Source organism: Burkholderia lata, assembly GCF_902499025.1.
Lineage (GTDB): Bacteria > Pseudomonadota > Gammaproteobacteria > Burkholderiales > Burkholderiaceae > Burkholderia > Burkholderia lata_C.
Map to the genome: position 1 here is coordinate 73,445 of NZ_CABVPW010000013.1, position 11,776 is coordinate 85,220.

General features: G+C 63.6%; 17 protein-coding genes. 5 read left to right on the forward strand and 12 right to left on the reverse strand.

The features are described 5' to 3' along the window. Nucleotides 1-43 precede the first annotated feature (43 nt). Genes tssC through BDI24065_RS15095 form a run of 3 tightly spaced genes read right to left on the reverse strand, consistent with a single transcriptional unit; the run spans nt 44 to nt 2,738 of the window. Nucleotides 44-1,534: a type VI secretion system contractile sheath large subunit gene (gene tssC, locus BDI24065_RS15085; RefSeq protein WP_006477094.1), complete on the reverse strand. Its 1,491-nt coding sequence runs from the start codon at nt 1,532-1,534 to the stop codon at nt 44-46. Nucleotides 1,535-1,549: 15 nt separating this feature from the next. After that, nucleotides 1,550-2,065, reverse strand: a complete 516-nt coding sequence (gene tssB / locus BDI24065_RS15090) for a type VI secretion system contractile sheath small subunit (protein WP_043191648.1) — start codon at nt 2,063-2,065, stop codon at nt 1,550-1,552. A 46-nt stretch (nt 2,066-2,111) separates the two neighbouring features. Then, the gene (locus BDI24065_RS15095) at nt 2,112-2,738 is read right to left on the reverse strand and encodes a tetratricopeptide repeat protein (protein WP_175031973.1); all 627 of its coding nucleotides are present in this window, start codon (nt 2,736-2,738) and stop codon (nt 2,112-2,114) included. 374 nt (nt 2,739-3,112) lie between these two features. On the opposite strand from BDI24065_RS15095, the gene tssJ reads away from it, so the two are divergent. From tssJ to icmH, 3 genes are all read left to right on the forward strand, one after another. Next, on the forward strand, nt 3,113-3,724 hold the full coding sequence (tssJ, locus tag BDI24065_RS15100; RefSeq protein WP_011350757.1) for a type VI secretion system lipoprotein TssJ: 612 nt from the start codon (nt 3,113-3,115) through the stop codon (nt 3,722-3,724). A 102-nt stretch (nt 3,725-3,826) separates the two neighbouring features. Continuing rightward, on the forward strand, nt 3,827-5,173 hold the full coding sequence (tssK, locus tag BDI24065_RS15105) for a type VI secretion system baseplate subunit TssK (RefSeq protein WP_011350756.1): 1,347 nt from the start codon (nt 3,827-3,829) through the stop codon (nt 5,171-5,173). Continuing rightward, a complete protein-coding gene (icmH, locus tag BDI24065_RS15110; RefSeq protein ID WP_175031974.1) occupies nt 5,170-5,952 on the forward strand; it encodes a type IVB secretion system protein IcmH/DotU in 783 nt (260 codons plus the stop codon). Before tssK ends, icmH begins: the two co-directional genes overlap by 4 nt. A 128-nt stretch (nt 5,953-6,080) precedes the next feature. Here icmH and BDI24065_RS15115 read toward each other — a convergent pair whose 3' ends face one another. From BDI24065_RS15115 to BDI24065_RS15145, 7 genes are all read right to left on the reverse strand, one after another. Then, nucleotides 6,081-6,440 (reverse strand): immunity protein Imm33 domain-containing protein, encoded by a 360-nt coding sequence (locus BDI24065_RS15115; protein WP_175032035.1) that lies wholly within the window; start codon nt 6,438-6,440, stop codon nt 6,081-6,083. A 2-nt stretch (nt 6,441-6,442) separates the two neighbouring features. Beyond that, nucleotides 6,443-6,916, reverse strand: coding sequence for an SMI1/KNR4 family protein (locus BDI24065_RS15120; RefSeq protein ID WP_217481817.1), 474 nt, complete (start codon nt 6,914-6,916; stop codon nt 6,443-6,445). 9 nt (nt 6,917-6,925) lie between these two features. Then, nucleotides 6,926-7,249: an Imm1 family immunity protein gene (locus BDI24065_RS15125; RefSeq protein ID WP_175031975.1), complete on the reverse strand. Its 324-nt coding sequence runs from the start codon at nt 7,247-7,249 to the stop codon at nt 6,926-6,928. 95 nt (nt 7,250-7,344) lie between these two features. Next, entirely contained in the window at nt 7,345-7,926 is a 582-nt protein-coding gene (locus BDI24065_RS15130; RefSeq protein WP_175031976.1) for a hypothetical protein, read from the reverse strand. Nucleotides 7,927-7,975: 49 nt separating this feature from the next. Beyond that, on the reverse strand, nt 7,976-8,485 hold the full coding sequence (locus BDI24065_RS15135; protein ID WP_175031977.1) for a DUF4265 domain-containing protein: 510 nt from the start codon (nt 8,483-8,485) through the stop codon (nt 7,976-7,978). Nucleotides 8,486-8,545: 60 nt separating this feature from the next. Next, the gene (locus tag BDI24065_RS15140) at nt 8,546-8,860 is read right to left on the reverse strand and encodes a DUF7716 domain-containing protein (RefSeq protein ID WP_175031978.1); all 315 of its coding nucleotides are present in this window, start codon (nt 8,858-8,860) and stop codon (nt 8,546-8,548) included. Nucleotides 8,861-8,965: 105 nt separating this feature from the next. Then, the gene (locus BDI24065_RS15145) at nt 8,966-9,346 is read right to left on the reverse strand and encodes an Imm10 family immunity protein (RefSeq protein ID WP_175031979.1); all 381 of its coding nucleotides are present in this window, start codon (nt 9,344-9,346) and stop codon (nt 8,966-8,968) included. A gap of 235 nt (nt 9,347-9,581) precedes the next feature. Between BDI24065_RS15145 and BDI24065_RS15150 the strand changes: the two genes are divergently transcribed. Then, nucleotides 9,582-10,382 carry a transporter substrate-binding domain-containing protein gene (locus BDI24065_RS15150; protein ID WP_174939780.1) on the forward strand — a complete coding sequence of 267 codons (801 nt, stop codon included), beginning with the start codon at nt 9,582-9,584 and terminating at the stop codon, nt 10,380-10,382. 59 nt (nt 10,383-10,441) lie between these two features. On the opposite strand, the gene BDI24065_RS15155 is transcribed toward BDI24065_RS15150, so the two are convergent. Both BDI24065_RS15155 and BDI24065_RS15160 read right to left on the reverse strand, forming a co-directional pair. Beyond that, nucleotides 10,442-10,645: a hypothetical protein gene (locus tag BDI24065_RS15155; protein ID WP_175031980.1), complete on the reverse strand. Its 204-nt coding sequence runs from the start codon at nt 10,643-10,645 to the stop codon at nt 10,442-10,444. A 356-nt stretch (nt 10,646-11,001) separates the two neighbouring features. Then, nucleotides 11,002-11,544, reverse strand: coding sequence for a DUF6622 family protein (locus BDI24065_RS15160; RefSeq protein WP_175031981.1), 543 nt, complete (start codon nt 11,542-11,544; stop codon nt 11,002-11,004). Between the two features lie 30 nt (nt 11,545-11,574). Between BDI24065_RS15160 and BDI24065_RS41630 the strand changes: the two genes are divergently transcribed. Then, nucleotides 11,575-11,721 carry a hypothetical protein gene (locus BDI24065_RS41630; RefSeq protein WP_175031982.1) on the forward strand — a complete coding sequence of 49 codons (147 nt, stop codon included), beginning with the start codon at nt 11,575-11,577 and terminating at the stop codon, nt 11,719-11,721. Nucleotides 11,722-11,776: the final 55 nt, after the last annotated feature.

Here is an 11,776-nt window from a genome sequence, read left to right on the forward strand (position 1 = left end):
TTTAACGTCCTACCCAGGCGGCCCGCCCGGGCGATTTACTCGCTTATGAATTTGCCGGTTTGGGCAGATCAGCGACAAGTCGCAGAGAAATCGAGAGTTCGTCGAGCTGAAAGTGCGGGCGCAGGAACGCGACCGAACGATACGAGCCCGGCTTGCCCGGAATCTCTGACACTTGTATGGATGCCTCGCGCAGCGGAAATTGCGCTTTCTGTTCCTGCGAGGCGTTATCGTCGAGCAGGACGTACTGCGAAATCCACCGGTTGAGGAAAGTCTCCACGTTCTGCGCCGATGCGAAGCTACCGATCTTGTCCCGCATCATCGCCTTCAGGTAGTGCGCGACGCGCGATACCGAGAAGATGTACTGAAGCTGGGCGGACAGGACGGCGTTCGCATTCGCGCTGTCGGTGCTGTATTTCTTGGGCTTCTGCACCGACTGCGCAGCGAAGAACGCGGCGTAATCTGAGTTCTTGCAATGGACGAGCGGGATGAAGCCGAGATCGCTCAGCTCCTTCTCGCGGCGATCGGTGATCGCGATTTCGGTCGGGCACTTCAGCGCGACTTCACCGTCGTCGGTCTTGAACGTGTGGGTCGGCAGGTCCTCGACGAGGCCGCCGCCTTCGACGCCGCGGATCGCCGCGCACCAGCCGAAGTCGTCGAATGCGGCCGTCAGGCGCGCAGCGAACGCCCACGCGGCGTTGCACCACAGGTACTTGTCGTGGTCGGTGCCGTCGACGTCCTCGACGAAGTTGAAGTTCTCCGCGGTCTGGCCGTCCTTCGGATTGAACGGCAGGCGGCCGAGGAAGCGCGGCAGCGTCAGGCCGACGTAGCGCGAATCTTCGGCGTCGCGGAACGACTTCCACTTCGCATATTCGACCGTATCGAACACCTTGCCGAGGTCGCGCGGCTTGCCGAGGTCGGAGAACGACTCGAGGCCGAGCAGCTCGGGCGATGCCGACGCGATGAACGGCGCATGCGCGGCCGCCGCGACGTGCGACATCTGCTCGATGAAGTACATGTCTTCCGGCTGGCGCGAGATCTCGTAATCGCCGATCAGCGCACCGAACGGCGAGCCGCCGAACGTGCCGAATTCTTCTTCGTAGACCTTCTTGAACAGCGCGCTCTGGTCGAACTCGCTCGCGCCCTTGAAATCGCGCACGAGGTCGCGCTTCGGTGCGTGCAGCGCCTTGATCTTGATCGTCTGGCCGGTGTTGCTTTCCTTGACCAGGTAGTCCATCCCGCGCCACGTGCTTTCGAGGCGCTGGAATTCCGGCGCGTGCATCACTGCGGAAAGCTGCGTGGAAATCAGGCGGTCGAGTTCCGCGACGCGCGCGTCGATCGTGGCCGACAGGTTGTCCGACACGATCACTGTGCCGTCGAGCACCTGGTGCACGAGTTCGCCGATCAGGTCCTTCGCACGCGCATGCTCGGAATCGGATTTCGCGACCTTGCTCTTCTCGACGATGTCGTCGAGCAGCGAGGTCCCGGCGGCGTATTCCGCGCCGCTCGCTTGGGCCGCAGCCGTTTGCTGGTTCATCTCAACACTCCGTCGTCATTCGCCGTCTTTGTCGCCGCCCGTGCCCTTCGCGAGCTCCTGCAGCTGCTGCGTGTTCTTCAGCACATCGGACAGCAGATCCTCGAGCTTGTCGTTGCCGGCGAGCTTGTTGCGCAGGTCGGCGAGCTTCGAGCGTGCCTCGAGCAGGCGGCGCAGCGGCTCGACCTGTTCGACGACTTCGTCCGGGCTGAAATCCGACAGCGAACGGAATTTCAGGTCGACTGCGAACTTGCCGCCTTCCGGGCTCAGGCGGTTTTCCACCTGGAACGCGGCACGCGGCTCGATCGCCTTCATCACGTCGTCGAAATTGTCGCGATCGATGTTGACGAATTTACGGTCGCGCAGCTTCGGCTGCTCGATTTCGGACTGGCCCGCCAGATCGCCGACGACCCCGACGACGAACGGCAGTTCCTTCACCTCGATCGCGTCGCCCTTCTCGACCTCGTAGGTCAGTTGGACGCGCGGCGGCCGTATTTTCTGCAAGCTTTTCTGAATGCTTTCTTTCTTGGCCATCTCGACGGCTCCCAGGTTAGTTGTGGTTATCGCGTCAGTTTTGCGGTCAGTTGCGCAGTGCGCCGAACGGATCCGCGCCGCCCTTCGATGCCGGCGGCGTCGGCGCGGTGGTCGCAGCAGCCTCGGCGGCCGGTGCGGCCGCGACCTTCGGACGATGAACCGGGCGGCGGCCCGTGTACTTCTTCGGTTGTGCCTTCTGCTCCGGCGGGAACAGCGCCGATTCGCCGAGCGTGTCGCGCAGCTGCTTCGCGAGCGCTTGCGCATCCGACTTCGCGTCGCCCGCGAGCGACGAATCCTGGCGCAGCTCGCCGAGCGACTGCGTCGCGATCCGCAGGCCGGCCACGGCCAGCACGCTCTTTGCCTGACGGTCGGTCGCGTCGCGCTGCAGGGCTTCCTGCGCGGCAACGATTGCCTGGCCGTAGTGGTTCTGGGCGAACTGGATTTGCGCGATGCGCGACCACGGCTCTTCGCGCGTCGGATCCGACTTCGCGAGCTGCTGATACAGGCCGAGGGCCTTGTCCTGGTCCCCCGCCTTCGCAACTGCGTCCGCATCCGCCAGTGACTTGTTGAACACTTCGGCAGTCGGCGGTGCGGGAGGCTGGCTCGCACAACCGGCGATCACGCCGCAAGCCACTACTACCCCAGACAGTTTTGCGAAGAGACGGTCTTTCATCGTTATATCCACCGGCGCGTGAGTTTTAAATCGTTGAGAATCTGGTTCTTTTGCTTTGCAAGAAGCGCGCGGGTATAGTACCGATCAATTTTTCATAATTCAATCGTCGTGTGAAGAGTAATTCCTTTTAAAACTGGGCGCTACCCCCTCCAATGGCCTCTCGCAGCGGGCTCGCAGCGATTTTTCTTTTGGCCGGAATGGGCAAGTTTTACTGGTTCCGCGACGCGCCGCCCGGATGGCGGAAAAAATTTCCGGACGCCTGCCGCGACGCGGGCGTGCTTAATAGTTGAACAGTGCAATGCCGGGGATACGCAGCGAACGCGAAAATACCCGGCAGATTTGACAGGGATAAAAGGCAGCACGCCGGAAATACGATGAGATCGTTGATGATTCGCTACGCGCTGCCACTGGTTGCCTGCGCCCTTCTGGCCGGATGCGCGGCCGCCCCGCTGCTCGGCTCGGCCGCGAGCGCCGTGATGTCCGCCGCCGGCATTGGCAAGCCCGAGGTGCCCGACGCGCAGAAGCCGCCGCGCAACCTCGGCATCACGCTCGCCGCGGCGCCGAACCTGAATGCCGCGACCGACAACAAGCCGCTCGCGCTCGTCGTGCGGCTCTATACGCTGAAGGACCCGACGTCGTTCCAGCAGGCGCCGTTCGACGCATTCACGGATCCGACCAAGGAAAAGGCCGCGCTGGGCGCCGACCTGCTGAACGTGCGTGAAATCACGCTGATTCCGGGCCAGCGCTATACGGCAACCGAGAAGGTTTCGCGCGAAGCGCAGGCATTCGGCATCGTCGCGCTGTTCCGCGATCCCGCACTGCAACGATGGAAACTGACGTTCGATCCGGTGAAGTCGGAGAAATCCGGCATAATCATCGGCCTGCATAATTGCGCGATGACGGTCACCGACGGCACTGTCATCGCACCGCAACAGGGTGCGCCTTCGCAACCGCTGAATTTGCTTTCTTCGGTGTCCTGCGGTTAAACATGACGCACGAATGTCAATTAACAAGAGTTAACAATTGGCGATTTAATTCGGGCACGAACAAATCGATTACATCGCAACTCGACATTAACCGGATTTGACATGAGTTATTCGGCCAAGGTGCTGTGGGGGGAAGGGCTGTTCCTCCGGCCTCAACACTTTCAGCGACAGGACGCGTACCACGAAGCGCGCCTGTTCGAATCGATCCAGGCGATCCAGCCGTACAACTGGGGCGTGCGCTCGGTGCGCATCGACCGCGATGCGCTCGGCAGCAACGTGCTGCGGGTGGCCGAGCTCGCGCTCGTGTTCCCGGACGGCGCGCTGTATGCCGCGCCGCAGGCCGACGACCTGCCGCCGCCGATCGCGCTGGACACGCTGCCCGACGGCATCAACGAATTCGTGTTCTATCTGGCGCTGCACCCGCTGCGCGAGAACGGCACCAACTACAGCGACGATCCGGCCGCCGGCTTCATGACGCGTTTCGTCAGCGAGCAGACCAGCGTCGGCGACAACTTCACCGACGCGGCCGAAGCCGACATCACGTTCCTGAAGACGCAGGTCAAGCTGATCGCGCACAGTGAACCGCGCGACCAGCTGCTGTCGGTGCCGCTCGTGCGCGTGCGCCGCACCGCGACGTCCGGTTTCGAGATCGACGACAGCTTCGTGCCGCCGTGCCTCGCGATCGACGCGTCGCCGATCCTGCACCAGCGGCTGCGCCAGCTCGTCGACGCGCTGCAGGCGAAGGTGAACGCGCTGTACGGCTTCCACCGCGAGCCGTCGAAGAACATCATCGAGTTCCGCTCGGGCGACATCGCGTCGTTCTGGCTGCTGCACACCGCCAACGCCGCGTTCGCGACGCTCGCGCACCTGCACCAGCATTCGGCGCTGCATCCGGAGCGGCTGTTCCAGGAGCTGCTGCGCCTCGCGGGCCAGCTGATGACGTTCTCGAAGGGCTATACGCTCGCCGACCTGCCGGTGTACCGCCACGACGATCCGGGCCCGAGCTTTGCGCGTCTCGACCTGATGCTGCGCGAACTGCTCGACACCGTGATCTCGACGCGCTACTTCGCGATCACGCTCGACGAGGTGCGCCCGTCGTTCCACCTCGGCCGGCTCGATTCCGGCAAGATCGACGACAAGACCGAGTTCTACCTCGCGGTGTCCGCGGACATGCCGAGCGTCGAGCTCGTCGATGCGGTGCCGGCCCGCTTCAAGGTCGGTGCGCCCGACGACGTCGACAAGCTCGTGCTGTCGGCCATGCCCGGCGTGCGGCTCTCGTACACGCCGCAGGTGCCGCCCGCGATTCCGGTGCGCCCCGGCGCCTGCTACTTCGCGCTCGATTCGCGCGGCGCGCTGTACGAGCGCATGCTGCAGGCCCAGTCTGCGATGATCTATGCGCCGACTGGCATCAATGACCTGAAATTCGAACTGATCGCGGTCACATCATGAGCTACGCGCCTTCCCTGTTCGGCGACAACGCGCCGGCACCGCTGCATACCCCGGCGTCGACCGACGCCTCGTTCCAGGCCCGTTCGCTGCTCGACCTGCTGTACGACGGGTTCTTCATGCTGTTCCTGCTCAAGAACGGGCGAGAGCCGGAGAGCGCGGGCGAGTTCAGCACGCGGATCCAGGAATTCCTGTCGGACTTCGAGCGCGGCGCGAAGAAGCTGAATATCGCGGCTGAAGATGTGTACAGCGCGAAGTTCGCGTTCTGCGCGGCGATCGACGAGATGGTGCTGTCGTCGCAGTTCAAGATCCGCACGGACTGGGAACGCCGGCCGCTGCAGCTCGTGCTGTTCGGCGAACAGCTCGCGGGCGAGAAGTTCTTCCAGTATCTCGAGGAATGTCGCGCGCAGGGCGCGGCGCGGCTGCAGTCGCTCGAGGTGTTCCACATGTGCCTGCTGCTCGGGTTCCAGGGCAAGTATCTGCTCGAAGGGCCGGAGAAGCTGGCTTACCTCACCGCGCGGCTGGGTGACGAGATCGCGCACATGAAGGGCAAGCGGGCGCCGTTCGCGCCGCACTGGCCGCTGCCGGATCAGATCGCGCATCGGTTGAAGCGCGAGGTGCCGGTTTGGGCGATCGGCGCGGTGTTCGCGCTGGTTGCGCTGCTCGGGTATCTGGGGCTCAACACGTATCTGAAGGACAAGACGCTGCAGGCGCTGGCGCCTTATTCGCAGGTGATCAAGGTCGGGCCGGAGTCGGCGAATTTGACGATTTCGTTGCCGTAACAAGCGCGATTGCTCGAGCGCTGTTTCATGAAAAAAGGACCGCCCGGCGGTCCTTTTTTATTGTGCATCGTCGATTCGCGACGTCTGCATCACGCACGCCCCAGTCACGCGGAGAGTCCTTTGCGAACTCACGCAGATGCGTCACCGTCAGGCGAATCCATCCAGACGTCTTCGTATCCGGCGGCATCGATGATGAAGCGCGCGCCGGGCGGCAACCTCAGATACGGCAGAACCAGCGGCAGGTAGGCCGCCAGGTGGGCGGCGTGCAACGGCTGGTAGAAATCGACCGCGTCCGAATACTCCCCGCAATGGAAAAACCAGCCGATGTCATCTCCGTCTTTCAGCGCGATGCGCGTGCCATAGACGGGCATTCGCCCGAGCGTCGACATGGCGACGGCGACCTTGTGCCCAGGGTCGGTAGCGCTCATGCCGTATCGCGCGCACACGGCCTCCTGGCGTTCACGCACCGCCATTGGATCATCGGTCACATTCAATTCGCGCCTTCTCCCTCGTGGCCCTGCATCGACAGAAAGGTGGCGAAATCGTTGGCCACGTGTGCCGTCTCGCCCGTCTCGTGCGACCACAGGACGACGGCCGGCTCCAACGACGCGTCGGTCCGGCCGTAGTCGAAGCAATAGTAGTCACCCGTCCCGAACTCGGCAAACGGCAACAGATTCGAGAAATCGGCGCCCGTGTGGTCGAAGGTGTCTCGCCACTCGCGCCAGCCCTCGTTGTAGTGCCGAACGATCGAATTCCACGTCTTGCGCGGATTGCGCGCATCGAAGACGGGGAACACGAGCAATCCGCCGAGCGACCGGCCATTGTTGAGCAGCAGCCAGGTCGCGAACGAGTATGGCAACGCGCGGCCAAGGGACGCTTCGGCCGCTTCGATTTCTACCGTGGTCGTACCGGTGGTTGAGGTCCGGATCATCGATCTACCTCCGTCGATGTTCGCTGCGTTCATATCGACGTGTCAGCCGGGTTGCCAGCAAAGCGCGGGATCGGCGCCGCCGCTCGAGATGAAATGAATCGCTGCCTGCACGGCCGTCGCGCAATCCACGCAGTCTCGCTCCCGATAGCTGCCTCGCTGGCCACCAGCAACCAGGTCGATCGTTTCGCCCATCGGCGCGGTGGGTGTCGTCAGGTTCAGCAACGCGGCGTCAACATGTGAGGCAATGAACACGACGTACCGGCCACCACCACCACCGATCGTCATTACCGTTCCGTTGCTCGCCTCGAACGCGACGGTCGAGCGATCGAGGCCGTTCAGTCTTTCGATTGCAGCGGCGGCTTGCATAGCGTTGTCGCACCGCGCTTCCCTTCCGTCACGTGCGCGCGGTTGCCGATGTAAACTTCCTCGATGACGTGGACTGTGCACATCGTTTCGAATTCTCAGGTTACCTGAACGAAAAACAGCCCCTCTCTCGCGAGCCTGTCGACAAACAGATAGCCGACCGCGTCGCTCAATCCGAAGATATCGGACCATCCGTCGGGAAAGTCTCCCCCGTACAACTGCAGCGCGAACTCGAATCTCGAATCGATTGCGAGGTTTTCATTCTGCAGAAATCCCGGGATGCCGCCCAACCCGCTCCTTTGAAACGGTCGAGCTGCCGGCTCGCCTGCAATCAGCCTTCTCGCAGGTATCGCGTCCGCCTCGGACACGACGCGCTTTCGATCATGGAAGACGACGCGGGTGGTTCGCTCCTCTTCGATCACGCGCATTTCGGACGGATCGCCGTGATAGGTGATTCGATCGACGAAGTAGTCGTGCTTCGAGTAGAACGAGAACACCGAGACGAACTCGTCTCTGCCCCGATCGATACCCAGAAAACCGGCCGGAAACGACGCGATCAGATGCAGCGGTTCGCCGGATGTCGTGGTCGGCCAGTCCTCGATGTTCCCGATCAGTGCGCCGCCGCCGACTCTCGGCTCGGACTCGTTGCCACCTGCATCGGCAATCGACAGTACCCTCATCCTGGTCTCCGTAGACTGTCCCGCCACGCCTGCGTTCGTCTTCTCGGCGTCACCGCTCGAGCCACCAGTCGAGCAGCGTTTCATCCTCCGGATCCTCGAAGTTCCGGTAGATGTTTGCGTAATACCAAGCGAGGGCGGTTCGTTCCGTAAAGCCGTCGAAAACAGTACGGATGCGCTCGCCGCCCGCACCGGACGGCACCGACAGCGCGAGCGAGCCGCCATGGCGACCGTCGAGCGTGCCGCGCAGCTCGGACGCGACCTCGCTCGCGAGCCGGTCGATCTCGTGATCCGGGATCGCGTCGCCGTAGATCTGGATGCAGTAGTTTCCGCCTCGTTTCAGCACCGTAGCCGGACGATCGGGGGCATCGATGCGGACAAGATCGCCTTTCGCGAGATTCAACGTGAGGCCGGGTGACGCCAGTAATTCGTAGACGCCCGGTTCGACCTGGCGCGCGGGTAGCTCTTCATGAACAGGTGCGTCGCCGGAGCTGCCGGCATAAACGTAGATCAGGTCGAAATCGCGATCACGCAAATCAGCGGCGCACGGTTTCGGATTCATGTCGTGCATCGTGCCCTCCAGTTGAACGCGACGTACCGCAGGCGAGTGACCTGCGTCCCGTCAGAACAGAATGAATTCGTCGTTTTCGATGTAGAACACGAACGCGTCGAACAGCTGGTGAATGCTCGGCTCGTCGATCTGGTCGTGCGCGTTGATCACGATGTCCTCGATCGTCGCGCTGGCGAGCGTGATCTGCCACCCGGACTGCCGGGCGATGGCGGGTACCGTGACGTTGCCATCGCCGGTATCGTTGGAGAATACCCCCTCCGTATCGGGCGTCCACGGCATCGGCGGCAGGTAAAGCCATCCGGAGAAATCGCCGGGGCGTTCGAGAATATGTTTCAGCGACACTTCGGTCGCGGCGTCGGTCGACATGGGTAGTGCAGTGATATCCGGGTTGATTGCAGTGCTCCAGCCGCGAGATCCTCGCGGCGGCCCGAGATTATGCCAATTCCGCATCCACCCGACTCCCGATGCACGTCAATCAACGTGCAGCCGAGTCGGCGTCCCCGTGAAGATCGCCGTCAGCCCCCGCTTCACCTGTTCGATCCCGTCGGTCGCGCGCACCACGATCGTGACCAGCACCAACCCTTTCGCCCACGCCGCGTCCGGTGCCAGATAGATATTCAGCATCTCGCCGCGCAGCGATACGGCGTCGATGCCGCCATAGCCGGCGACGCCGTCCTCGCCAACTTCCATGTAATACGTGTCGTGGCCGAGCGCTTGATCCTGGTCATCGTCTTCCACGCCTCGTTGCAGGATCACGTAACTGATCGGCGGATCGCGATCCGCGAGGCCGACGACATGAACGCCGTCATCGAGGGAGTAAGTTGCGACGTCGGCGAAAAACCTGAAATCCATGGCGATCTACTCCGGGCCCGATGGCTAAGACACACCCGAACGGGCGGCTTTGATCAGACTATTCCGCTTGCACCGCCAAGTCATCCGATTCCGATGAAATCGATTGCAATCAGGGCCAATTCGACTTCCGGCGCGGCGCGGTTGCGAGTAGTGTCTACGTGCCCGTATTGCGGCCCGCCGCGCCCGACCGGCGCCCGGCGCTCACCCCACACCCGCTGACCACTGGAGATCTGCGATGAAACGTTCGAAGTTCCTGCTGTCGGGCCTGCTGCTCGCGTCGGCCCTCGGCTTCACGGCCGTCGCCGCGCACGCGGACGACCTGCTCGATTCAGTGAAGAAAGCCGGCGTGCTGCGCGTCGGCCTCGAAGGCACGTATCCGCCGTTCAACTCGCGCGGCACATCGGGCCAGCTCGAGGGTTTCGACGTCGACGTCGCGAACGCGGTCGCCGGCAAGCTCGGCGTGAAGACGCAGTTCGTTCCGACCGAATGGAGCGGCATCATCGCCGGCCTGCAGGCCGGCAAGTTCGACGTGATCGTCAACCAGGTCACGATCACCCCGCAGCGCAAGGAAGCGCTCGACTTCAGCGAGCCGTACACGTACTCGGCCGCCCAGCTGATCCAGCGCAAGGACGACACGCGCAACTTCAAGTCGCTCGACGACTTCAAGGGCAAGAAGCTCGGCGTGACGCTCGGTACCAACTATGACCAGATGGCGCGCACCGTGCCGGGCATCGAGGTGCAGACGTATCCGGGCGCGCCGGAAAAGCTGCGCGACCTCGCCGCGGGCCGGATCGAGGCGACGCTCGACGATCGCCTGATGCTGCCGTACATGATCAAGACGTCGAACCTGCCGCTGCGCGCGGGCGCGGTGCTGAACGGCGGCAAGCAGGAAATGGCGATCCCGTTCCGCAAGGGCAACCCGAAGTTCGAGAAGGCGATCAACGACGCGCTCGATTCGCTGCACAAGGACGGCACGCTGAAGAAGATCTCGATGCACTGGTTCGGCAGCGACGTGACCGTGCCGGTCGCGCAGTAAGCGACCCGGCGCGTCAACGCGTCACGCCCTTCGTTTCGGTGAAGGCGTGACGCTTCTCCTCAAGCCGCTTCGTCGAAGCGCGCCAGCAGCATCTGGCCGACCGGTGTCAGCGCCGGGCGCGCGGCCACGGCATTCATGCGTACCTGCGTATCGTCGACCAGCCGCTTCTCGACCAGCACGGCGAAGGCCGGATTCGACGGATCGACGCTGTCCGGCGCACGCGCAACGCGCAACAGCATCGAGAATTCATGCGGACTCAGCATGGTCCCTGTCTCCTGATCGTCCGCGGTCCGGTTCGAACCGTCGTCGATCGTATTTTCGAATGAAATGGCGCGATGCAAGACCGCTGCGCCGCCGGGAGCGAGATCCCGGTCGGCCCCCGCCTGCGACGCGGGCACGTCGTCGCGAGCGGGTTGCGCACGTTCCAGGTCCGGCGGTGCCGCCGCGACGAGAACGTGCAACGTTATGGGCGCACCATGACGCGACCATGACAGGAAAACGGGGCGCAAGATAGCGTTCGTTACACGCCGTTCCGGTTCGATGCCCCGACGATTGACGAAGACACGCCGCATCGCCCGTCAGGCCGTCAGTTGCCCGCTCGCGGACCGTTTCGCCCCCTTCATCGCGGATCGACCGAATACGGGAACCCCCCACGCCCCGATCCGTTCGCATCGCGCATGCCGCGCACGACCACGTTCGCCGCACGCCCGAGCGTCATCCCGATGAGCACGCCCCATACCGCGAACGACAGCATCGCGAAGCCGCCCGTCGCCGCCCACGGCGCGTGCACGGCGACCGCGTAATGGATGCCGGTTTCGGCGACGAACGTCAGCATCAGCGTGACGAGCAGGCTCGCGTCGCCGGGCAGGCGCACGCGCAGGCCCGACGACGCCGGGCGGTACTCGAGCCGCCACCGGCTCGCGTGCAGCCAGCCGAGCGCCGCGCCGCCCAGGACAGCCGCCAGCGCGATCGCGTTCGCGTCGATGCCCGCATGCGGAAAGAGTCCGTTCATGCTGACGATGCCGAGCATCCCGAACGCAAACGGCGAGATCAGCGGCCGTGCAACCGGTACCTCGCGCGGGAAGCAGCGCTTGATGCCGATGTACAGCAGCACGCAGAACATGACGTACACGTAAGGCTTCAGGTGAAGGAGCGTGGACATGGTCGAAGTCGCCTGATCGGAGTGGACACGGTGACACCGTACTGCGCGATCCCGGCAGGCGGCGGGGCTTGCGACGGGCGGCTGGAATTCGCGGACGAGTTGCGCGTCGTGGCGACGATCGTTCGGCTGATCGGGAAGCCCGATGCGCCCACGAACCCGGAGGACGGCAGCTTCTGAACCGAAAGGTCGGCGTTCGACGCGCCAGCCGGCGCTCACGCTCGACGCGAAACCG